Annotated in this window: 19 protein-coding genes; all 19 read right to left on the bottom strand. The window is 60.9% G+C overall.

The features are described from left to right. Positions 1-5 precede the first annotated feature (5 nt). A complete protein-coding gene (gene nuoM / locus IB241_RS01055) occupies positions 6-1,538 on the bottom strand; it encodes an NADH-quinone oxidoreductase subunit M (RefSeq protein WP_010209575.1) in 1,533 nt (510 codons plus the stop codon). A 49-nt stretch (positions 1,539-1,587) separates the two neighbouring features. Further along, a complete protein-coding gene (gene nuoL, locus IB241_RS01050; RefSeq protein ID WP_095015610.1) occupies positions 1,588-3,441 on the bottom strand; it encodes an NADH-quinone oxidoreductase subunit L in 1,854 nt (617 codons plus the stop codon). Further along, complete coding sequence (gene nuoK, locus IB241_RS01045; protein WP_003174727.1) at positions 3,438-3,746, bottom strand: NADH-quinone oxidoreductase subunit NuoK; 309 nt, start codon at positions 3,744-3,746, stop codon at positions 3,438-3,440. Before nuoK ends, nuoL begins: the two co-directional genes overlap by 4 nt. 2 nt (positions 3,747-3,748) lie before the next feature. Beyond that, on the bottom strand, positions 3,749-4,252 hold the full coding sequence (nuoJ, locus tag IB241_RS01040; RefSeq protein ID WP_017527176.1) for an NADH-quinone oxidoreductase subunit J: 504 nt from the start codon (positions 4,250-4,252) through the stop codon (positions 3,749-3,751). Between the two features lie 9 nt (positions 4,253-4,261). Further along, the gene (gene nuoI, locus IB241_RS01035) at positions 4,262-4,810 is read right to left on the bottom strand and encodes an NADH-quinone oxidoreductase subunit NuoI (RefSeq protein ID WP_003174725.1); all 549 of its coding nucleotides are present in this window, start codon (positions 4,808-4,810) and stop codon (positions 4,262-4,264) included. 11 nt (positions 4,811-4,821) lie between these two features. Continuing rightward, positions 4,822-5,829 (bottom strand): NADH-quinone oxidoreductase subunit NuoH, encoded by a 1,008-nt coding sequence (nuoH, locus tag IB241_RS01030; protein ID WP_017137518.1) that lies wholly within the window; start codon positions 5,827-5,829, stop codon positions 4,822-4,824. Further along, positions 5,826-8,540 carry an NADH-quinone oxidoreductase subunit NuoG gene (gene nuoG, locus IB241_RS01025; RefSeq protein ID WP_192296566.1) on the bottom strand — a complete coding sequence of 905 codons (2,715 nt, stop codon included), beginning with the start codon at positions 8,538-8,540 and terminating at the stop codon, positions 5,826-5,828. The genes nuoH and nuoG overlap by 4 nt, the downstream gene beginning before the upstream one ends. A 134-nt stretch (positions 8,541-8,674) precedes the next feature. Then, on the bottom strand, positions 8,675-10,030 hold the full coding sequence (nuoF, locus tag IB241_RS01020; protein ID WP_135307454.1) for an NADH-quinone oxidoreductase subunit NuoF: 1,356 nt from the start codon (positions 10,028-10,030) through the stop codon (positions 8,675-8,677). Next, positions 10,027-10,524, bottom strand: a complete 498-nt coding sequence (nuoE, locus tag IB241_RS01015) for an NADH-quinone oxidoreductase subunit NuoE (RefSeq protein WP_192296565.1) — start codon at positions 10,522-10,524, stop codon at positions 10,027-10,029. Before nuoE ends, nuoF begins: the two co-directional genes overlap by 4 nt. Positions 10,525-10,526: 2 nt before the next feature. Beyond that, on the bottom strand, positions 10,527-12,311 hold the full coding sequence (gene nuoC / locus IB241_RS01010; RefSeq protein WP_192296564.1) for an NADH-quinone oxidoreductase subunit C/D: 1,785 nt from the start codon (positions 12,309-12,311) through the stop codon (positions 10,527-10,529). 73 nt (positions 12,312-12,384) lie between these two features. Then, positions 12,385-13,059 carry a NuoB/complex I 20 kDa subunit family protein gene (locus tag IB241_RS01005; RefSeq protein ID WP_012724951.1) on the bottom strand — a complete coding sequence of 225 codons (675 nt, stop codon included), beginning with the start codon at positions 13,057-13,059 and terminating at the stop codon, positions 12,385-12,387. 10 nt (positions 13,060-13,069) lie between these two features. Beyond that, positions 13,070-13,483, bottom strand: a complete 414-nt coding sequence (locus IB241_RS01000; protein ID WP_003219575.1) for an NADH-quinone oxidoreductase subunit A — start codon at positions 13,481-13,483, stop codon at positions 13,070-13,072. Between the two features lie 659 nt (positions 13,484-14,142). After that, positions 14,143-15,468, bottom strand: coding sequence for an isocitrate lyase (aceA, locus tag IB241_RS00995; protein ID WP_192296563.1), 1,326 nt, complete (start codon positions 15,466-15,468; stop codon positions 14,143-14,145). A gap of 490 nt (positions 15,469-15,958) precedes the next feature. After that, complete coding sequence (locus IB241_RS00990) at positions 15,959-16,693, bottom strand: secretin N-terminal domain-containing protein (protein WP_192296562.1); 735 nt, start codon at positions 16,691-16,693, stop codon at positions 15,959-15,961. Between the two features lie 231 nt (positions 16,694-16,924). Continuing rightward, positions 16,925-17,347, bottom strand: a complete 423-nt coding sequence (locus IB241_RS00985; protein WP_192296561.1) for a GNAT family N-acetyltransferase — start codon at positions 17,345-17,347, stop codon at positions 16,925-16,927. Beyond that, positions 17,340-18,506 (bottom strand): cupin domain-containing protein, encoded by a 1,167-nt coding sequence (locus IB241_RS00980; RefSeq protein ID WP_192296560.1) that lies wholly within the window; start codon positions 18,504-18,506, stop codon positions 17,340-17,342. The genes IB241_RS00985 and IB241_RS00980 overlap by 8 nt, the downstream gene beginning before the upstream one ends. Positions 18,507-18,590: 84 nt before the next feature. After that, positions 18,591-19,961, bottom strand: a complete 1,371-nt coding sequence (gene purB, locus IB241_RS00975; RefSeq protein ID WP_010209589.1) for an adenylosuccinate lyase — start codon at positions 19,959-19,961, stop codon at positions 18,591-18,593. A 125-nt stretch (positions 19,962-20,086) separates the two neighbouring features. Next, entirely contained in the window at positions 20,087-20,710 is a 624-nt protein-coding gene (hflD, locus tag IB241_RS00970; protein WP_176999529.1) for a high frequency lysogenization protein HflD, read from the bottom strand. Continuing rightward, on the bottom strand, positions 20,707-21,831 hold the full coding sequence (gene mnmA, locus IB241_RS00965; RefSeq protein WP_192296559.1) for a tRNA 2-thiouridine(34) synthase MnmA: 1,125 nt from the start codon (positions 21,829-21,831) through the stop codon (positions 20,707-20,709). The genes hflD and mnmA overlap by 4 nt, the downstream gene beginning before the upstream one ends. Positions 21,832-21,852 lie beyond the last annotated feature (21 nt).

Genomic DNA, 21,852 nt, shown 5'->3' with positions numbered 1-21,852 from the left:
CGCTCTTACCGGGCCGAAGCGAGTTGAGAGAAGGCGGTGCCGAACCACTGCTGCACGCCATGCATCGTTGCGGCAGAAGTGTCCAGGAACGGTTGCGGGTACACGCCGATGTAGATCAGCAGTACCGCAAGGCCGAGCACCATGATCAGTTCGCGAGCATCCATCCCTTGCAGGACGGTGTCGGACTTGGCCGGGCCGAAGTAGGCGCGGTGGATCATGATCAACGAGTAGACCGAACCGAACACCAGGCCGGACGTTGCGATGGCGCTGATCCATGGCGTCTGCACGAAGGCCCCCATCAGGATCAGGAACTCGCCGATGAAGTTGCCGGTACCCGGCAAGCCCAGGGACGCGGCGGCGAAGAACAGGCTGATCGCCGGCAGGTAGGCGATGCGCGACCACACGCCACCCATTTCACGCATGTCACGGGTGTGCAGGCGCTCGTACAGCTGGCCACTCAGGATAAACAGGGCAGCGGCCGAGACACCGTGGGCCAGCATCTGGATCACCGCGCCTTGCAGCGCCAGTTGGCTGCCGGAGTAGATGCCGATCAGTACGAAACCCATGTGGGAAACGGACGAGAAGGCAATCAGGCGCTTGATGTCGGTTTGGGCGAAGGCGAGGAACGCACCGTAGAAGATCCCGATCAGACCCAGGGTCATGGCGATCGGCGCGAACTCGGCCGAGGCATTCGGGAACAGCGGCAGGGCGAAACGCAGCAGGCCGTAAGCGGCAGTCTTCAACAAGATACCGGCCAGGTCCACGGAACCCGCGGTCGGTGCCTGGGCGTGAGCGTCAGGCAACCAGGAGTGGAACGGCACCACTGGCAGCTTCACCGCGAAGGCGATGAAGAAGCCCAGCATCAGGATGTACTCGGTGGTCAGGGACATCTTGGTTTTCAACAGGTCGGCGTAGTTGAAGGTAATCACGCCGGTGTTGTTGAAGTTGACCAGTACCAGACCCAGGATCGCCACCAACATGATCAGGCCGGAAGCCTGGGTGAAGATGAAGAACTTGGTCGCCGCATAGATCCGGGTTTTCTTGCCGTCCGAAGAACTGTGACCCCAGAGCGCGATGAGGAAGTACATCGGCACCAGCATCATTTCCCAGAAGAAGAAGAACATGAACAGGTCGAGGGCGAGGAACACGCCAACCACACCGCCCAGGATCCACATCAGGTTCAGGTGGAAGAAGCCCACGTGACGCTGGATCTCTTTCCAGGAGCAGAGTACCGAAAGGATACCCAGCAGGCCGGTCAGCAGGATCATCAACAGCGACAGGCCGTCGAGGGCCAGGTGCACGTTGATGCCGAAGCGCTGGATCCACACATGCTTGAATTCAAGCGCGAAGGTGGGATCGACGCCCGGTGCCGGAGCAAATGAATAGTCGCCATGGGCCCACAGCCAGAGGCCGAGAGCGAGTTCCAGGGACATGGTCAGCAACGCAATCCAGCGGGGGAGGGTGGCGCCGAAGCGTTCACCCATCCAGCAGAGCAGGCCGCCGATAAAGGGGATCAGGATTAGCCAGGGCAGAATCATGACAGGCTCGTTTCCTTTCGCAAGTTCGCAAAGTTGGCAGTGTTCATAATCAGACCGCTACCACGACGATGGCACCAATAACCAGCACAGCACCGGCAGCCATGGAAGCGGCATACCAACGCAGTTGACCGGTTTCGCTGCGGCTCAGGGCGGTGTGACCGGCCTTGGCGGCGCGCGGGATCAAACCGATGGTCTGGTCGAGCGGGTCTTTGCGCAGTACATGGCTGATGGCCAGGTAAGGCTTGACGAACAGTTTGTCGTAGATCCAGTCGAAGCCCCAGGCAGCGAACCACCAGGCGGACAGGAAGCGGCCAATGCCACTGTTGGCCACGGCCGTCACAAAGCGACGCTTGCCGAGGAACAACAGGGCTGCCAGCAGGATACCGGCGATGGCGATGGCGCCCGAGGCGATTTCCAGGCTGTGCTGGGCTTCGCCGCCGGCATGGCCGACGCTTTGCGGCAGTACACCGTGCAGGGGCGGGGTGATCATGGCGCCGACGAAGGTCGACAGGACGATCAGCACCGACAATGGCAGCCAGTGGGAGATGCCGTGGCCTGCGTGTGCTTCGGTCTTGGCTTCACCGTGGAAGGTGATGAAGATCAAGCGGAAGGTGTACAGCGAGGTCATGAACGCACCCACCAGGCCTGCGTACAGCAGGTTCTGGTTACCGCTGGCAAAGGCTTCCCAGAGGATTTCATCCTTGGAGTAGAAACCGGCGGTCACCAACGGCAGGGCGGCCAGGGCGGCACCACCGACGATGAAGCTGGCGTAGGCCAGTGGCAGTTTCTTCCACAGGCCGCCCATCTTGAAGATGTTCTGCTCGTGGTGGCAGGCAACGATCACCGCACCGGAAGCAAGGAACAGCAGGGCCTTGAAGAAAGCGTGGGTCATCAGGTGGAAGATCGCCGCGTCCCAGGCACCAACGCCCAGGGCCAGGAACATGTAGCCGATCTGGCTCATGGTCGAGTAGGCGAGGATCCGCTTGATGTCGGTCTGTACCAGCGCGGCGAAGCCGGCCAGTACCAGGGTCACGCCGCCAACGATGCCCACCAGGTGCAGGATGTCCGGCGCCAGGGTGAACAGGCCGTGGGTACGGGCGATCAGGTAGACACCGGCGGTGACCATGGTTGCGGCGTGGATCAGTGCGGAAACCGGGGTAGGACCGGCCATCGCATCCGCCAGCCAGGTTTGCAATGGCAGTTGCGCGGATTTACCCACGGCGCCGCCCAGCAGCATCAGGGTAGCGAGGGTGATCCAGAAGTCGCCGACCTGGAATTTCTGCGGCGCCAGTACCAGCAGTTCCTGGATGTTCAGCGTGCCCACCTGTTGGAACAGGATGAACAGGCCGATGGCCATGAACACGTCGCCGATACGGGTGACGATAAAGGCCTTGAGTGCCGCGTTGCCGTTGTTGCGGTTGCTGTAGTAGAAACCGATCAACAGGTACGAGCACAGGCCTACGCCTTCCCAGCCGAAGTACAGGAACAACAGGTTATCGCCCAGTACCAGGAACAGCATGCTGGCGATAAACAGGTTGGTGTACGAGAAGAAGCGCGAGTAGCCCGCTTCACCGCGCATGTACCAGGACGCGAACAGGTGGATCAGGAAGCCCACGCCGACGACCACGCCAAGCATGGTGATCGACAGGCCGTCGACGTAGAGGGCGAAGTTGGGCTTGAAGCCCTCCACCGACATCCACTGCCACAGCACCAGGGTGTAGTGACCACCTTCCGGCGGCGCCACGTTGAATTGCCAGATGACATAGGCGGCGACGATCGCCGACAGGCCAATGGAACCCACGCCCACCAGGGCCGAGAGGTTTTCCGACCAGCGTCCGCGAGAGAACGACAGCAGCAGGAAACCGATCAGGGGAAATACGAAAGTCAGAAAGATCATGTTCATCCGCGCATCTCACTGGCAGCGTCGATATCAAGCGTGTGGAAGCGACGATACAGTTGCAGCAGGATCGCCAGGCCAATACTGGCCTCGGCGGCTGCCAGGCTGATCACCAGGATGAACATGACTTGTCCATCCGGCTGGCCCCAACGTGCACCGGCAACGATGAAGGCCAGTGCCGCAGCGTTCATCATGATTTCCAGACTCATCAACACGAACAGAATGTTACGGCGGACCATCAGGCCGACCAGGCCAAGGCAGAACAGGATGCCGGCGACCGCCAGACCATGCTCCAAAGGGATAGCAGGCATCGTCATTGCTCCTTGGCTTCGTTGCGGCCCAAGTGGAAGGCGGTGATGGCTGCAGCGAGCAGCAGCATCGAAGCCAGTTCGACCACCAGCAGGTATGGGCCGAACAGGCTGACGCCCACGGCCTTGGCGTCTACGGTGGTGTGGCCGATGGCCTGGCCGCTCTGGTGAGCGAACAGCACATACAGCAGTTCACCCAGCAGCAAGGCTGCCAGTACGACCGGGCCGAGCCAGATGCCGGGTTTGAGCCAGACGCGTTCCTGGGCGACCGAAGCCGGCCCGAGGTTGAGCATCATCACCACAAACACGAATAGCACCATGATGGCGCCAGCGTAGGCGATCACTTCCAGTACACCGGCGAACGGCGCGCCGAGGCTGAAGAAGGTCATGGCCACGGCGATCAACGAAATGATCAGGTAGAGCAGGGCGTGCACAGGATTGGTGTTGGTGATCACGCGAAGCGTGGACACCACTGCAATACCGGACGCGAAATAGAAAGCGAATTCCATCTTTCTTCCTTAAGGCAGCAAGCTCTTCACGTTGATCGGCTCGGCTTCGTTTTGTGCGGCGCCTTTCGGCTTACCGGCAACGGCCATACCTGCAACACGATAGAAGTTGTAATCAGGGTTTTTACCGGGACCAGAGATCAGAAGATCTTCTTTCTCGTACACCAGGTCCTGACGTTTGAACTCGGCCATCTCGAAATCCGGGGTCAGCTGGATTGCGGTGGTCGGGCAAGCTTCCTCGCAGAGGCCGCAGAAAATGCAGCGCGAGAAGTTGATGCGGAAGAAGTCCGGGTACCAGCGACCGTCTTCGGTTTCAGCTTTCTGCAGGGAGATGCAACCCACCGGGCACGCCACGGCGCACAGGTTGCAGGCTACGCAACGCTCTTCGCCATCGGGGTCGCGGGTCAGTACGATACGGCCGCGATAGCGCGGCGGCAGGTACACCGCTTCTTCCGGGTATTGCAGGGTGTCGCGTTTGCGAAAGCCGTGACCGAACACCATCACCAGGCTTCGCAACTGGGTACCGGTACCCTTAACGATGTCGCCAATATATTTGAACATGGGTCAAATCCTCACTGAACCGCGCCGGCGGGCGTGTTCAACAACACAACGGCAGCCGTCACCAGCAAATTGATCAGGGTCAGCGGCAGGCAGAAGCGCCAGCTGAAATCCATCACCTGGTCGTATCGTGGACGCGGAATGGAAGCGCGCAGCAGGATAAACAACATGATGAAGAACGCGGTCTTCAGGAAGAACCAGAAGAACGCCAACTGCGGCAGGATGCCGAACGGACCGTGCCAGCCGCCGAAGAACAGCGTGACCAGCAGGGCCGAGATCAAGATGATGCCGATGTACTCACCAACGAAGAACATGCCCCATTTCATGCCGGCGTATTCGATGTGGTAGCCGTCGGCCAGTTCCTGTTCCGCTTCCGGCTGGTCGAACGGGTGACGGTGAGTCACGGCGACGCCAGCGATGAAGAAGGTACAGAAGCCGAAGAACTGCGGAATGATGAACCACAGGTTCTGCGCCTGGTACTCGACGATGTCGCGCATGTTGAACGAGCCGACCTGCACCACGATGCCCATCAGCGCGAGGCCCATGAACACTTCGTAGGACACGGTCTGGGCCGAGGCCCGCAAGCTGCCCAGCAGGGCGAACTTGTTGTTGCTCGACCAACCGGCGAACAGCACCGCGTAGACCGACAAACCGGCCATGGCAAAGAAGAACAGCAAGCCGATGTTCAGGTCCGCCACGCCCCAGGTCGGGGTGATCGGGATGATCGCGAAGGCGATCAGCAAGGCGCTCATGGCCACCACCGGTGCCAGGGTGAAGATCACCTTGTCGGCGAACGGCGGGGTCCAGTCTTCCTTGAAGAACATCTTCAGCATGTCGGCCGCGATCTGGAACATGCCGAACGGGCCAACGCGGTTCGGACCGTAACGGTCCTGCCACCAGCCCAGCAGGCGGCGTTCGACGAAGCTGAGCAGGGCGCCCGCAACGACCACGGCCAACAGGATCACGATGGCCTTGACCACCGAGATGATCACGTCGATCACTTCAGGAGTGAACCAAGTCATTGCGCTGCCTCCTGCAGACCGTCAACGGTTTTGCCGAAGATCGCCGCTGGAATGCCGGCGATGCCTTTAGGCAGTGCAACCAGGCCAGCGCCCAGCTCTTCATTGATGCGCAGCGGCAGACGCAGGGTCTGGCCGGCCACGTTCAGGCTGAGCAGGGCTCCGTCGTTGACGCCCAGGCGGTCGGCTTCGGACTTGGCCAGCGACACGTAGGCTTCAGGAATGCGACTTTGCACCGGCGCGGCTTTGGAAGAGTTCTCTTCGCTGCCGAACAGGTGGAAGAACGGCACAACCTGCCAGGTGCCCTGGGCCGGGTTGAACGGACGCGGGACGGCGGCGAACCAGTTCAGCGAATCACCGGTGCTTTCGATCAGGCGGGTGCCCGGGTCGCCAGCGCGGATATGACCACCGACTTCGTCCTGGAACTTGTTCCAGGCCTGCGGCGAGTTCCAGCCCGGCGACCAGGCGAATGGCACCTGCTGACGCGGTTCGGCCGACCCCGAGTAACCTTCCATGGAGAAGGCGAACGCGGTATCCGTGTCTTGCGGAGTACGCGGTTCGTGCACGCTGATGTTGGCGCGCATGGCGGTACGACCGGAGTAACGCAGCGGCTCACGGGCCAGTTTCATGCCCTTGATGCGGAACGCGGCGGACGGCGCGGCGTCGACGATGCGGGCCAGTTGCGGCGCGCTCGCGGCGGTGGCAGCAGTCACGTGGTCGAGCTGGGTCCAGTCGATCGGCTGGTTCAGCAGGGTGGCGCGCAGGGCATGCAGCCAGCGCCAGCCTTCGTGAACCAGGATGCTGGCGTCCATGTACTTCGGATCGAACACCTGGAAGAAGCGCTGGGCACGGCCTTCCTGGCTGACCAGGGTACCGTCGCCTTCGGCGAAGGTGGCGGCTGGCAGCACCAGGTCGGCACGGTCGCTGGTGGCGGTCTTTTGGTGATCGGCGACGATCAGGACCTTGGCGGCGTCCAGTGCCGCGTCAACCTTGGCGGCATCGGTGCGGGTGTACAGGTCGTTTTCCAGCACCACGATGGCGTCGGCGTTGCCGTCGATCACCGCTTGCAGGCCGGCGTCCAGGGACTCGCCACCGAGCATGGCCAGGCCAAGGCTGTTGGCTTCCGGCACGATCAGGCTGATGGAACCGTTCTTGTCGCGCAGCTTCAAGGCCTTGGCGATGTTGGCGGCGGCTTCGATCAGCGCCTTGGAACCCAACGAGGTGCCGGCAATGATCAATGGACGCTTGGCGGCCAGCAGGGCGTCGGCGATACGCTGGGCCAGTGCGACGGCTTCGCTGTCCAGGCCTTCGACGGCAGGCGCGCTGGCGTCGAGGGCGTGGGCCACGGCAAAACCGATGCGGGCCAGGTCGTCTGGTGCGGCGTGCACACATTCTTCGGCGATGTCGTCGAGCTTGGTTTCAGCCAGGCTGGCAATAAACAGCGGGTTCAGCGCGTGCTGGCCGATGTTTTTCACCGCCGCGTCGAGCCATGGCTGGACGCGCATGGCGTCGGCCATTTCTTCGGCCTTGCCCTTGACCGACTGACGCAGCGACAGGGCCACGCGGGCAGCGGTCTGGGTCAGGTCTTCGCCGAGCACGAAAATCGCGTCGTGGTCTTCGATGTCGCGCATGTTCGGGACTGGCAGCGGGCTGTCGTTCAGCACTTGCAGGACCAGGCGGATGCGCTCCAGCTCAGCGGCTTCGATACCGCTGTAGAAGTGCTCGGCACCGACCAGTTCGCGCAACGCGAAGTTGCTTTCGAGGCTGGCGCGGGGCGAACCGATACCGACGATATTGCGGCCGCGCAGCAGGTCGGCGGCTTTATCCAGCGCTTCGTCCAGGCTCAGCTTGCCGCCGTTGGCCAGCAGTGGCTGGCGTGGGCGGTCTTCGCGGTTGACGTAGCCATAGCCGAAACGGCCACGGTCGCACAGGAAGTACTGGTTGACCGAACCGTTGAAGCGGTTTTCGATCCGACGCAGTTCGCCGTAGCGCTCGCCCGGGGAGATGTTGCAACCGCTGGAGCAGCCATGGCAGATGCTCGGGGCGAACTGCATGTCCCACTTGCGGTTGTAGCGCTCGGAGTGAGTCTTGTCGGTGAATACACCGGTCGGGCAGACCTCGGTGAGGTTGCCGGAGAACTCGCTTTCGAGCACGCCATCTTCAACGCGACCGAAGTACACGTTGTCGTGGGCGCCGAACACGCCGAGGTCGGTGCCGCCGGCGTAGTCTTTATAGAAGCGCACGCAACGATAGCAGGCGATGCAGCGGTTCATTTCGTGGGAAATGAACGGGCCGAGGTCCTGGTTCTGGTGGGTACGCTTGGTGAAGCGATAACGGCGCTCGTTGTGGCCGGTCATCACTGTCATGTCTTGCAGGTGGCAGTGACCGCCTTCCTCACAGACCGGGCAGTCGTGGGGGTGGTTGGTCATCAGCCATTCGACGACACTGGCGCGGAACGCCTTGGATTCCTCATCATCGATGGAAATCCAGGTGTTGTCGGTGGCTGGGGTCATGCAGGACATGACGATACGACCACGGGTGTCGTTTTCGTCGGTGTATTGCTTGACCGCGCACTGGCGACAGGCACCGACGCTACCAAGTGCGGGGTGCCAGCAGAAATACGGAATATCGAGGCCGAGTGACAGACACGCCTGTAACAGGTTGTCTGCCCCATCGACTTCGAGCGCTTTGCCGTCTACGTGGATAGTGGCCATGGTTCAAAGTTCTTCGTTGGCCCGTTGTCAGCGGGCGTGGCTAATGGAATCTTGTTATTCATGTGCATCTACACAGCCATCAAGGCGTCAGCACATGAGAAAGCGAAGGGCACGGACCCTTCGCTTTTTAAGCGTTACGCGCCGACTACGATCGGCTTCGCCAGAGGCGGGACGGCGGCGCTGGTAGGCGCGATACCGGCTTCGAACTCCGAGCGGAAGTATTTGATTGCGCTGCCCAATGGCTCTACGGCGCCCGGTGCGTGAGCACAGAAGGTCTTGCCCGGGCCGAGGAAACCGACCAGACCCAGCAGGGTCTCGATGTCACCCTCGCGGCCTTCGCCTTTTTCCAGGGCCATCAGCAGCTTGACGCTCCACGGCAGGCCATCGCGGCATGGGGTGCAGAAGCCGCAGGATTCACGGGCAAAGAACTGCTCCATGTTGCGCAGCAGCGAGACCATGTTCACGGTGTTGTCCACCGCCATCGCCAGGCCCGTACCCATCCGGGTGCCGACCTTACCGATACCGCCGGCATACATCTGGGCGTCGAGGTGCTCGGGCAGCAGGAAACCGGTGCCGGCGCCGCCTGGTTGCCAGGCTTTCAAGGTGTAGCCGTCGCGCATGCCGCCGGCGTAGTCCTCGAACAGCTCGCGTGCGGTCACGCCGAACGGCAGTTCCCACAGGCCAGGGTTCTTGACCTTGCCGGAGAAGCCCATGAGCTTGGTGCCCATGTCTTCGCTGCCTTCGCGGGCCAACGATTTGTACCAGTCCACGCCGTCGGCGATGATCGCCGGCACGTTGCACAGGGTTTCTACGTTGTTCACACAGGTCGGCTTGCCCCACACGCCTACGGCGGCAGGGAAGGGCGGCTTGGAGCGTGGGTTGGCGCGGCGGCCTTCGAGGGAGTTGATCAGTGCGGTCTCTTCACCGCAGATGTAACGCCCGGCGCCGGTGTGCACGAACAGTTCGAAGTCAAAGCCCGAACCGAGGATGTTCTTGCCCAGCAGGCCCGCGGCCTTGGCTTCTTCCACGGCACGGTTGAGGTGCTTGGCGGCGGTGGTGTACTCGCCACGCAGGAAGATATAGCCGCGGTAGGTTTTCAGTGCGCGGGCACTGATCAGCATGCCTTCGATCAGCAGATGGGGCAGTTGCTCCATCAGCATGCGGTCTTTCCAGGTGTTCGGTTCCATTTCATCCGCGTTGCACAGCAGGTAGCGGATGTTGATGGATTCGTCCTTGGGCATCAGGCCCCACTTGACCCCAGTGGGGAAGCCTGCACCGCCGCGACCTTTGAGGCCGGCGTCCTTCACGGTCTGGACAATGTCGTCCTGGGCCATGTCGGCGAAGGCTTTGCGCGCTGCCGCGTAACCGTTCTTGGCCTGGTACTCGTCGAGCCATACCGGCTCGGCATCGTCACGCAGGCGCCAGGTCAGCGGGTGGGTTTCAGGCGAACGCTTGATCAGGTTGGCCGGGCCGAAAGATGTCAGGGTCATGGGTAGCCCTCGAGCAATTGGGTCACGCCAGCTGCCTGTACGTCACCGAATGTGTCGTCGTCGATCATCAACGCCGGCGCCTTGTCGCAGTTGCCCAGGCAGCACACCGGCAGCAGGGTGAAGCGCCCGTCTGCAGTGGTCTGGCCGAGGCCGATGCCGAGTTTGGTCTGGATCGCGTCGACCACCGACTCGTGGCCGCCGATGTAGCAGACCATGCTGTCGCACACGCGAATGATGTGGCGGCCCACTGGCTGGCGGAAGATCTGGCTGTAGAACGTAGCCACGCCTTCAACGTCGCTGGCAGGGATGCCGAGGATCTCGCCGATGGCGTAGAGGGCGCCGTCCGGCACCCAGCCACGTTCCTTCTGGACGATCTTCAAGGCTTCGATCGACGCCGCGCGCGGGTCTTCGTAGTGATGCAGCTCGTGCTCGATGGCCGAGCGCTCGGTTTCACTCAGGGTGAAACGGTCTGTCTGGATAAGCGTGCTGTTCATGCTTAGCGGTCCACGTCGGCCATAACGAAATCGATACTACCCAGGTACGCAATCAAGTCCGCGACCATCTCGCCTTTGATCACCGAAGGGATCTGCTGCAAGTGGGCAAAGCTTGGGGTACGGATCCGGGTGCGGTAGCTCATGGTGCCGCCATCGCTCGTCAGGTAATAACTGTTGATACCCTTGGTCGCTTCGATCATCTGGAAGGATTCGTTGGCCGGCATGACCGGACCCCACGAAACCTGCAGGAAGTGCGTGATCAGGGTTTCGATGTGCTGCAGCGTGCGCTCTTTCGGCGGCGGCGTGGTCAGCGGGTGATCCGCCTTGTACGGACCTGCCGGCATGTTGCGCATGCACTGCTCGATGATCTTCAGGCTCTGGCGCATTTCTTCGACGCGCACGATGCAACGGTCGTAGGCGTCGCCATTGGCTGCCAGCGGTACTTCGAACTCGAAGTTCTCATAGCCGGAGTACGGGCGGGCTTTACGCACGTCGAAATCGCAGCCGGTGGAACGCAGGCCAGCACCCGTGACACCCCACTCCAGGGCCTCCTTGGTGTTGTACTGGGCGACGCCGATGGTACGGCCTTTGAGAATGCTGTTGTCCAGCGCGGCCTTTTGGTACTCGTCCAGACGCTTTGGCATCCAGTCGATGAACTCTTTAACCAGGCGTTCCCAGCCGTTCGGCAGGTCGTGGGCCACGCCACCGATGCGATACCAGGCCGGGTGCAGGCGGAAACCGGTGATGGCTTCGATGACCTTGTAGGCGCGCTGACGGTCGGTGAAGGTGAAGAACACCGGGGTCATGGCGCCGACGTCCTGGATGTAGGTACCCAGGAACAGCAGGTGGCTGGTGATCCGGAAGAACTCGGCCATCATGATGCGGATGGTGTCGACGCGGTCTGGCACCTTGATGCCGGCCAGTTTCTCCACCGAGAGCACATACGGCAGGTTGTTCATCACGCCGCCGAGGTAGTCGATACGGTCGGTGTACGGGATGAAGCTGTGCCACGACTGACGTTCGGCCATCTTCTCGGCACCACGGTGGTGGTAGCCGATGTCTGGTACGCAGTCGACGATTTCTTCGCCGTCCAGTTGCAGGATGATACGGAAGGCACCGTGGGCCGAAGGGTGGTTCGGGCCCAGGTTGAGGAACATATAGTCCTCGTTGGTGCCGGAGCGTTTCATGCCCCAGTCTTCCGGACGGAAGCGCGCGGCCTCTTCTTCAAGCTGTTGCTTGGCGAGGTTGAGACTGAACGGGTCGAATTCGGTGGCGCGGGCAGGGAAGTCCTTGCGCAGCGGGTGACCTTCCCACGTTGGCGGCATCATGATGCGCGTCAGGTGCGGGTGGCCGGGGAAGTCGATACCGAACATGTCCCAGACTTCACGCTCGTACCAGCTGGCGTTCGGCCAGATACCGGTTACGGTCGGGACGCTCAGGTCGCTTTCGGACAGCGCGACCTTGATCATCACGTCGCTGTTACGCTCCAGCGACATCAAGTGGTAGAACACGGTGAAATCGGCGCCGCTCGGCAGCCCTTGACGCTTGGTGCGCAGACGTTCGTCCACGCCATGCAGGTCATAGAGCATGACGTACGGCTTGGGCAGGTTACGCAGGAAGGTCAGGACTTCGACGAGCTTGGCGCGCGCCACCCACAGCACCGGCATGCCGGTACGTGTGGCCTGGGCGGTGAAGGCGTCAGGGCCAAAACGGTTATTGAGTTCGACGACCACATCCTGGTCGTCTGCCTTATAAGGCGGGATGTACAGAGCGCTGCCTGTAGTCATGGTTTTTTTATCGCTTTCGGTCAACGTAAAGAATGAAGCCAGGGTTTCGTTCTATAAAAGAAGCGGTGCTGGATCAGACTTCGTCAGGGCTGCGCAGGTTGGTGACTGCGATTCGCTGTTCGCGGCGCTGTTCCTTTTGCGAAGGCATCTCGGCGCGATACACGCCTTGATCTCCGACAACCCAGGACAGTGGGCGACGTTCCTTGCCTATCGATTCCTGCAACAGCATCAAGCCTTGCAAGAACGCTTCAGGGCGAGGCGGGCAGCCAGGCACGTAGACATCCACGGGCAGGAACTTGTCCACCCCTTGGACTACGGAGTAGATGTCGTACATGCCACCGGAGTTGGCGCACGAACCCATGGAGATCACCCACTTGGGTTCAAGCATTTGCTCGTAGAGGCGCTGGATGATCGGCGCCATCTTGATGAAGCAGGTGCCGGCGATAACCATGAAATCCGCCTGGCGCGGTGATGCCCGGATAACCTCGGCGCCGAAGCGCGCGATGTCATGGGGAGCCGTGAAGGCGGTGGTCATCTCCACGTAGCAGCACGAAAGACCGAAGTTGTACGGCCACAGGGAGTTCTTACGCCCCCAGTTGACCGCGCCACTCAGCACGTCTTCCAGCTTGCCCATGTAGATGTTTTTGTGGACTTGATCTTCTAACGGATCGGAGACGGTTTCCCGTTCGCCGATGGGGTACTGATCGTTAGGAGCATCCGGGTCGATCCTGGTGAGATTGTATTGCATCGCCAAAGCCTCATTGTTTCAGCTTCGCTTGCCGCTTACGACGAGCTTCCGGAGCCCAATCAAGGGCGCCCACTCGGAATAGGTAGACAAGGCCTGCCAACAGAATTGCTATGAAAACGAGAGCTTCGACGAATCCGGTCCAGCCGCTTTCGCGGACGGACACAGACCAGGCAAAGAGAAAGAGGGCTTCGATATCGAAGATCACGAACAGCATCGCGACCAGATAGAATTTGGCTGAGAGCCGCAAGCGGGCGCCACCTGTAGGCAGCATGCCGGACTCGAACGGTTCATTCTTGCTGCGGCCCCAGGCTTTTGACCCGAGGAGGCTGGAGACGCCGAGCATGAAGGCGCAGAGGCCGACAACACCGAGGAGGAAAATGGCAAAGCCCCAGTTGTGGGCCATGAGTCCTGTCGCTTCGGTCATGCTGGAAATCCTTAACAGAGAGCAAAGGTCTCTGAGCTCGAAAAAGTAACGATGCAGTGACGATATGTCGCACTGCAATCAATCGCGGTGATTTTATGGCTAAACACCGGGCAAGTAAAATTCCTATGGCGAAATTATTCGATGGAATAAGGACATAGTGCACCTCGATGGGGCTGTAGCCCTTGTGTAGCGGGCATTAGCGGGCATTTTATCAAATGTGTTTTGTTTAGCCTGTAACGAAGTTTTTATGCGCCAAATGATAATGAATATTGTTTGCGTGGAGTTTAAGCGAATGTTTCTCGTGCGGCGCGGAAAGTTAGCGTTACTTGCTTGATTGTCGCTTAGTTGTCGGCGGGGATCTTTTAACCGTTTTTTCGCGCGCAAATACCGCTCTGGATCAATGTTTTGCCGAAAATCTCCGGGCTGAATGCATTTCCCTTGTGGGAGCGGGCTTGCCCGCGATGGCGGTGTGTCAGCAAATGAATGCGGTGGTTGGTGTACCGCCATCGCAGGCAAGCCAGCTCCCACATTTTGATCGGTGTTGTGTCGGTCGGATTTTCAGCTGTGCAAAAAAACGCCCCGAACAGGTCGGGGCGTGATCTTTGTGCGGCACTGCGGTTAGGTCTTACTTCGGGCTGCAGTGGCCGTGTACGCGGTGCTTAGTGGAACTGCTCTTCTTCGGTCGAGCCGGTCAGTGCGGTCACGGACGAGGTGCCGCCCTGGATCACGGTGGTCATGTCGTCGAAGTAGCCGGTGCCCACTTCCTGCTGGTGCGCCACGAAAGTGTAACCCTTGGCGGCGTCAGCGAATTCCTGCTCCTGCAGCTTCACGTAGGCAGTCATGTCGTTGCGGGCGTAGTCGTGCGCCAGGTTGAACATGCTGTGCCACATGTTGTGGATGCCGGCCAGGGTGATGAACTGGTGCTTGTAGCCCATGGCGGACAGTTCGCGCTGGAACTTGGCGATGGTCGCGTCGTCCAGGTTCTTCTTCCAGTTGAAAGAAGGCGAGCAGTTGTAGGACAGCAGTTGGTCCGGGTATTCCTTCTTGATCGCTTCAGCGAAGCGACGGGCTTCGTCCAGGTCCGGCTTGGCGGTTTCGCACCAGATCAGGTCGGCATACGGAGCGTAGGCCAGGCCACGGGCAATGGCTTGGTCCAGGCCAGCGCGGACTTTGTAGAAGCCTTCCTGGGTACGTTCGCCGGTGACGAACGGCTTGTCGTACGGGTCGCAATCCGAGGTCAGCAAGTCAGCCGCGTTGGCGTCGGTACGCGCCAGGATGATGGTTGGCGTGCCGGCAACGTCAGCCGCCAGACGGGCAGCGGTCAGCTTCTGTACGGCTTCCTGGGTTGGGACCAGTACCTTGCCGCCCATGTGGCCGCATTTCTTCACCGAAGCCAGTTGGTCTTCGAAGTGCACGCCCGCAGCGCCAGCCTCGATCATGCTCTTCATCAGCTCGTAGGCGTTCAGTACGCCGCCGAAGCCGGCTTCTGCGTCAGCCACGATAGGTGCGAAGTAGTCGATGTAGCCTGCGTCGCCCGGGTTCTTGCCGGCTTTCCACTGGATCTGGTCGGCACGACGGAACGAGTTGTTGATGCGCTTGACCACGGTTGGAACCGAGTCCACCGGGTACAGCGATTGGTCGGGGTACATGGATTCAGCGGAGTTGTTGTCCGCTGCCACTTGCCAGCCGGACAGGTAGATCGCCTGGATACCGGCTTTTACCTGTTGGACTGCCTGGCCGCCAGTGAGGGCGCCCATGCAGTTGACGAAATCTTTGTCGGGACGGAAGGAAGGCTTGGCCCCTTGGGTGACCAGGTTCCACAGCTTCTCGGCGCCGAGTTTTGCAAAGGTGTGCTCAGGTTGAACCGAGCCACGCAGGCGGACGACGTCAGCAGCGGAATAAGCGCGGGTCACGCCTTTCCAGCGTGGGTTTTCAGCCCAGTCTTTTTCGAGGGCTGCAATTTGCTGTTCGCGTGTCAGTGCCATGGGAGTAAACCTCGTCGCGTCTTGTTTAGAAGATCCGTTTTCCAGCCGTGCATTCAATGCATGGGCAGGGCTGCTCGCTGACCAGAAGCCTAGGCGGTCATGTCGGGTCTGGCGGGGGAATGCGACGGGATGAACGATTGACTCAAGGAGGAGTTGAGCAGGTAGAGGCGAACTGCGGGCGGTCTTCGGGCGTCGTGGGCCTTTGTACGATCCATCAGTGTATTGCCGGGTTACCTGGTTGGCTTCCGTCCCTCGGGACAACTTCGTTCCAGTCGCAACCTCGTCAAACACACCTTGTGGGCGGTACAGACACGAATCGGCTCGGGTGGGTAGCTTGGAGCGCGATCCGAAGGCCCTTGCCAGGGCCCCTGATTAGCGGGAGCGAGGCCATCATGCCCATGCTTTTTTGGATCGTCAAATGTTTTGTAGTGCTATTTTTCAAGCACTACATCTTTAGTCTAAGACGACTCATCAGTCAGTTTTTGGTGCTTCAGTTCAGGGTGTCGACCTTGACCCGCAAAGTCAGGTCATCGCGGCCCCGAGTAGAGTAGGTGCGGGTTGTGGAGGATTTGTCGGCCTGGGTCTCGCGGTTGATGCCGGCCAGGGTGATCCACTCACCCAGGCGCCCGCTGACAGTTGTGTCGGTACTTTGTACGTTCACTACATCGGGACGTTCCTGGCTCATGCGGTCACGGTTGGTACTGATTGCCAGGTGCACGGTGTCGCCGGTGACGCTGGCGGTCACGTAGAATCCCTGGGTTACGTTGCGGTATTGGGTCTGGTTTTGCGGGCGGCCATAGGCATCCGGCTGGGTCGTGGTCAGCGGAACGCTCTGGCCGACCTGGATCAGTGCGGGTACACCTTCGCTGGCTTGGATCTGCTGCACGCCGCCTTCACGGCTGGCGGTGCCGTAGCTGATGATGCGGGTCTGGTTGTCGCCGCTCTGCTGGTTGTTCTCGTTGGTGTCGACGGTGATCAGCAGGCGCTTGGCCGGGGTGTCGAGCTGCGAGAGCAGGGCGCGCAGGTCCTGGATCTTGGCGGGGTCTGCCTTGACGATCAGTTGGTTACCGTAGGCGCTCACGGTGCCGTCCTTGCCAATGAAATTCTGCGCCACTGGCAGCAGGTCGGCGCTGGTACGGTTGCTCAGGTTGACGACTTCGGTGTCGGCCATGGCCGTGACGCTGGCGGTCAGGAGCAGGGCGGTGAGCAGGGTGCGTAGGGACATGTCCGTTATCTCTGCGAGTCATTTAGGCTGGATAGTGCCAGTTTGTCGGCTGGATGGGGGGCTTGTTGAATCGTAGACGGCAAAATGCCCTGGCAGTGCAGGGCATTTGTAGTGCGGCTGATATCGCTTTCGCGAGCAAGCCCGCTCGCACATTTTGGCCGCATTCCAAGGGGAGGCCTCGGTCAAATGTGGGGGCTGGCTTGCCTGCGATGCAGGCGGCGCGGTCTGGAGTCAGCCCTCGCGCACCATATCCACATGCGGAATCCCGACTTCAAGAAACTCGTCACTGACGATCTTGAAGCCCAGCCGCTCGTAAAACGGCGCCGCATACACCTGCGCACTGAGGAACTGCTTGGTCTGGCCACGTTTCTCGGCTTCGCCGATCACCGCTTCCATCAGCTTGTCGCCGACTTTCAGCCCGCGCCAGTCCTTGAGTACCGAGACGCGGCCAATCTCGCCGCTGGGCAGCAGGCGAGCGGTGCCAATCGGAAAGTCGCCTTCAAATGCGAGGAAATGCACCGCATCAGCGTCGTCCGCGTCCCATTCCAGCTCAGGTGGAACCGATTGCTCAGCGATAAATACCGCTTCACGAATGCGCCGTATCTCAGCGATGTCCTTTTGCCAGTCCGCGACACTTACGTGAATCTTATTCATCGGCAAACCCCAGGCTTCCTTGCTTGACCAGTTCGCACAGCAGATCGCGGCCGTCTTCGTCGGCCAGCCATGGGCCGAGGTTCTCGGCGTGCAGGGCGTCGGCGGAGCACACCAGTTTCAGCAGCTCGCGCAGTTTGCCCGGCAGGTAACGGCTCTGGCCGCTGGCGAACAGCAGTACATCGTCGTCCACTTCCGACCAGGCCATGCGCGCGCTCGGGTTGCGCACCAGGATCGCACCGTCTTGCAGGGCGCTGATGAAGTCTTCTTCGCCCAGTTCCTCACCGGCAACCAGTTCAGGGTAGCGCGGCTCGGTCATGAACTGGCCGAACCAGGTCAGCAGCATGCGCTCATCACTCATGTGCTCGGCCAGCAGGCTTTTCAGGCGGTCGAGGGCGTCGCTCTGGATCTGGTGCGGATCGCTGACCGGCTGGGCATCGGCGTCGGTGTAGCGCTCTTCGTCGGTCAGGTATTGGGCGAGGAAGTCGGTGAAGTGGGTCAGCACTTCGGCGGCACTTGGTGCGCGGAAGCCGACTGAGTAGGTCATGCAGTCATCTTCGGCGATGCCGAAGTGCGCCAGGCGCGGTGGCAGGTAGAGCATATCGCCCGGCTCCAGCACCCACTCGGCGCTTTCTTCGAATTCGGCGAGGATGCGCAGGTCGGCGTGCTGCAGCAGCGGACTTTCGGAGCTGCACATCTGGCCGATCTTCCAGTTGCGCTTGCCCTGGGCTTGCAGCAGGAACACGTCGTAGTTGTCGAAGTGCGGGCCGACGCTGCCACCCGGCGCGGCGAAGCTGATCATCACGTCGTCGATGCGCCAGCTTGGCAGGAAGCGGAACTGCTCCAGCAGCTCGGCGACTTCCGGTACGAACTGGTCAACCGCTTGCACCAGCAGGGTCCACTCGCGCTCGGGCAGGGTGCTGAAGGCATCTTCGGCGAACGGGCCGCGACGCAGCTCCCACGGACGCTCGCCGTGTTCGATCACCAGGCGCGACTCGACTTCTTCTTCAAGGGCCAGGCCGGCCAGTTCGTCGGCGTCGATCGGGCTTTCGAAGTCAGGGATGGCCTGGCGGATCAGCAGCGGCTTTTTCTGCCAGTAATCGCGCAGGAATTCCCGTGCCGTGATGCCGCCCAGAAGTTGAAGAGGGATGTCAGGATTCATGTGTAACCTATTGAAATAAAGCACTTTTCAGACTGGAATAAAAACGCCCGGCGCGGCCGGGCGTCTCAAAGGGTCTTGCGATGATCAGATGCGCTTGGCTTGCTCTACAGCGTTGCCGATGTAGTTGGCCGGGGTGAGCAGTTTCAGCTCGGCCTTGGCGGCGGCTGGCATGTCCAGGCCGTCGATGAAAGTTTGCAGCGCTTCAGGGCTGATGCCCTTGCCACGCGTCAACTCTTTCAGCTTCTCGTACGGGTTTTCGATGTTGTAACGGCGCATCACGGTCTGGATCGGCTCGGCCAGCACTTCCCAGCAGGCATCCAGGTCAGCGGCGATTTTCTGCTCGTTGAGTTCCAGTTTGCTGATGCCTTTGAGGCTGGCTTCGTACGCGATCACGCTGTGAGCGAAGCCCACACCGAGGTTGCGCAGTACGGTGGAGTCGGTCAGGTCGCGCTGCCAGCGGGATATCGGCAACTTGCTGGCCAGGTGCTGGAACAGGGCGTTGGCGATGCCGAGGTTGCCTTCGGAGTTTTCGAAGTCGATCGGGTTGACCTTGTGCGGCATGGTCGACGAACCGATTTCACCGGCAATGGTGCGCTGCTTGAAGTAACCCAGGGAAATGTAGCCCCAGATGTCGCGATCGAAGTCGATCAGGATGGTGTTGAAGCGCGCGATCGCGTCGAACAGCTCGGCAATGTAGTCGTGCGGTTCGATCTGCGTGGTGTACGGGTTGAAACCCAGGCCCAGCTCATCTTCGATGAAGGCGCGGGCGTTGGCTTCCCAGTCGATCTCCGGGTAGGCCGAGAGGTGGGCGTTGTAGTTGCCTACGGCGCCGTTGATCTTGCCCAGCAACGGCACGGCTGCGACCTGAGCGATCTGACGCTCCAGGCGGTACACCACGTTGGCCAGTTCTTTACCCAGGGTCGTCGGCGAAGCCGGCTGGCCGTGGGTGCGCGACAGCATCGGCACGTCGGCGAAGCGGATCGCCAGCTCACGGATGGCATTGGCGGTCTGGCGCATCAGCGGCAGCATCACGTCATCACGGCCCTCGCGCAGCATCAGTGCGTGGGACAGGTTGTTGATGTCCTCGCTGGTGCAGGCAAAGTGGATGAACTCGCTGACCTGGGCCAGCTCTGGCAGCTTGGCCGCTTGCTCTTTGAGCAGGTATTCGATGGCTTTTACGTCGTGGTTGGTGGTGCGCTCGATCTCTTTCACACGCTCGGCGTGCTCCAGGGAGAAGTTTTCCGCCAGGGTGTTCAATACAGCGTTGGCTTCGGCGGAGAACGCCGGCACTTCGCTGATGGCAGGGTGAGCGGCCAGGCGCTGGAGCCAGCGCACTTCAACCAGGACGCGAGCACGGATCAAGCCGTATTCGCTGAAAATAGGGCGCAGGGCCTGGGTTTTGCCGGCGTAGCGGCCGTCAACAGGGGAAACCGCAGTGAGCGAAGAGAGCTGCATGGGGTGTTCTCGGACAGTCGGGCAACGAAATGGGGCGCGTATCATACATGAAAAAATCCGCCGGTCCGTCGCCAACTGACCGGCGTATTACGCGTAACGGCTTGAAAAACGCTTGTTGCTGCGACTTATTCGTTGCGCATCAACGGGTAAAGCTCTTTGAGCAATTTGCGACGGCTGATGACCAACTGCCAACGATGACCGCCCAACTGGCGCCACAGTCGCGCCGAACGAATACCGGCCAGGAGCAGGGCGCGGATTTTCGAGGCGTTGTTCGGTTGTTGCAGGTTGCGCATGTCGCCGTGCACCTGGATCCGCTGGCGCAAGGTGCTCAAGGTGTCCTGGTACAGCGCACCACAGGCCGCGATCACGTTTTCGTGGGCGGGGCCGAAGTGTTCCACCTGGGACTGAATCTGCGGCAGGCGCTTGCCGATGATCTCCAGCATATCCTCGCGCTTGGCCAGTTGACGCTCCAGCCCGAGCATCGACAGGGCGTAGCGCAACGGTTCGCGCTGCAGGGTGCTGGGGTCGCGTTCCAGGGCGCCGATCAGCGCGCGATATCCTTCGCGCAGTGCCAGGTCGTCGCCACCGTAGACTTCCAGGGTGTCCTTGGGGTCGCGGATCAGCAGGCTGCCGAGCATGCAGGTCAGGCCGGCCTCGGTGACCTGGCCGGTCTTGGCGATCTTGTCCACCAATACAGCGGCGAGGAAAACCCCGCCCAGTGCCGTCAATTGCTCCTGGGTCGGGCTCATGCCTTTTGGCTCCAGGCTTCGGCGATTTCAATCACGCCGCCGCCCAGGCAGATTTCGCCGTCATAGAACACCACGGATTGGCCTGGAGTGACCGCGCGCTGCGGGTCATCGAAGGTTGCGCGGTAGCCTGTAGCGGTTTTTTCCAGGGTGCATGGCTGGTCGCTCTGGCGATAGCGCACTTTGGCGGTCAGGCGGCGTGGGGTGCTCAGGTCGATCGGGTTGACCCAGTAGATTTCCGAAGCGAGCAGGGCGCCGGAGAACAGCAATGGATGTTCATTGCCCTGGCCCACGATCAGCTCGTTGTGCTCCAGGTCTTTGATCAGCACGTACCACGGCTCTTCGCCGGCGTCTTTCAGGCCGCCGATGCCCAGGCCCTGGCGCTGGCCGATGGTGTGGTACATCAGGCCGTGGTGGCGGCCGATCACTTCACCGTCGGTGGTTTTGATTTCGCCAGGTTGTGCTGGCAGGTATTGCTTGAGGAAGTCACTGAAGCGGCGCTCGCCGATAAAGCAGATCCCGGTGGAATCCTTCTTCTTGGCGGTGGCCAGGCCGTGTTGCTCGGCGATCTTGCGCACTTCGGGCTTTTCCAGCTCACCCACCGGGAACAGGGTCTTGGCGATCTGTTCGCCGCCGACGGCGTGCAGGAAGTAGCTCTGGTCCTTGTTTGGGTCCAGGCCCTTGAGCAGTTCGGTGCGGCCGTCGACATCGCGGCGGCGCACGTAGTGGCCAGTGGCAATCAGATCGGCGCCAAGCATCATGGCGTAGTCGAGGAACGCCTTGAACTTGATTTCGCGGTTGCACAGGATGTCCGGGTTCGGCGTGCGACCGGCCTTGTATTCAGCCAGGAAGTGCTCGAACACGTTGTCCCAGTACTCGGCGGCGAAGTTGGCGGTGTGCAGCTTGATGCCGATCTTGTCGCACACGGCCTGGGCGTCCGCCAGGTCGTCCATGGCGGTGCAATATTCCGTTCCATCGTCTTCTTCCCAGTTCTTCATGAACAGGCCTTCCACCTCATAACCCTGCTCCATGAGCAGAACGGCGGAAACGGAAGAATCCACGCCGCCGGACATGCCGACGATGACGCGCTTCTTTTGTGTGTCAGAAGGGGCTGGATCACGCATAGGGTTTCAACGGGTGTCTTG

Origin of the sequence: Pseudomonas sp. PDM05 (assembly GCF_014851685.1) — a bacterium.
In the GTDB taxonomy this organism is placed as follows: Bacteria; Pseudomonadota; Gammaproteobacteria; order Pseudomonadales; family Pseudomonadaceae; genus Aquipseudomonas.
Note: the sequence above shows the minus strand (reverse complement) of the source record. Positions and strands in the feature narration are given on the sequence as shown.

Bases quoted from the DNA above. Each gene is read 5' to 3' on its own strand.
- nuoJ (WP_017527176.1), bottom strand. From the start codon at position 4,252: ATGGAATTCGCTTTCTATTTCGCGTCCGGTATTGCAGTGGTGTCCACG.
- IB241_RS00985 (WP_192296561.1), bottom strand. From the start codon at position 17,347: ATGAATAAGATTCACGTAAGTGTCGCGGACTGGCAAAAGGACATCGCT.
- hflD (WP_176999529.1), bottom strand. From the start codon at position 20,710: ATGAGCCCGACCCAGGAGCAATTGACGGCACTGGGCGGGGTTTTCCTC.
- mnmA (WP_192296559.1), bottom strand. From the start codon at position 21,831: ATGCGTGATCCAGCCCCTTCTGACACACAAAAGAAGCGCGTCATCGTC.
- IB241_RS01000 (WP_003219575.1), bottom strand. From the start codon at position 13,483: ATGACCGAAGCGACAGGACTCATGGCCCACAACTGGGGCTTTGCCATT.
- nuoE (WP_192296565.1), bottom strand. From the start codon at position 10,524: ATGAACAGCACGCTTATCCAGACAGACCGTTTCACCCTGAGTGAAACC.
- nuoG (WP_192296566.1), bottom strand. From the start codon at position 8,540: ATGGCCACTATCCACGTAGACGGCAAAGCGCTCGAAGTCGATGGGGCA.
- IB241_RS00980 (WP_192296560.1), bottom strand. From the start codon at position 18,506: ATGAATCCTGACATCCCTCTTCAACTTCTGGGCGGCATCACGGCACGG.
- IB241_RS01005 (WP_012724951.1), bottom strand. From the start codon at position 13,059: ATGCAATACAATCTCACCAGGATCGACCCGGATGCTCCTAACGATCAG.
- nuoF (WP_135307454.1), bottom strand. From the start codon at position 10,030: ATGACCCTGACATCTTTCGGCCCGGCCAACCTGATCAAGCGTTCGCCT.
- nuoM (WP_010209575.1), bottom strand. From the start codon at position 1,538: ATGATTCTGCCCTGGCTAATCCTGATCCCCTTTATCGGCGGCCTGCTC.
- nuoL (WP_095015610.1), bottom strand. From the start codon at position 3,441: ATGAACATGATCTTTCTGACTTTCGTATTTCCCCTGATCGGTTTCCTG.
- nuoH (WP_017137518.1), bottom strand. From the start codon at position 5,829: ATGACTTGGTTCACTCCTGAAGTGATCGACGTGATCATCTCGGTGGTC.
- purB (WP_010209589.1), bottom strand. From the start codon at position 19,961: ATGCAGCTCTCTTCGCTCACTGCGGTTTCCCCTGTTGACGGCCGCTAC.
- IB241_RS00990 (WP_192296562.1), bottom strand. From the start codon at position 16,693: ATGTCCCTACGCACCCTGCTCACCGCCCTGCTCCTGACCGCCAGCGTC.
- aceA (WP_192296563.1), bottom strand. From the start codon at position 15,468: ATGGCACTGACACGCGAACAGCAAATTGCAGCCCTCGAAAAAGACTGG.
- nuoI (WP_003174725.1), bottom strand. From the start codon at position 4,810: ATGTTCAAATATATTGGCGACATCGTTAAGGGTACCGGTACCCAGTTG.
- nuoK (WP_003174727.1), bottom strand. From the start codon at position 3,746: ATGCCTGCTATCCCTTTGGAGCATGGTCTGGCGGTCGCCGGCATCCTG.
- nuoC (WP_192296564.1), bottom strand. From the start codon at position 12,311: ATGACTACAGGCAGCGCTCTGTACATCCCGCCTTATAAGGCAGACGAC.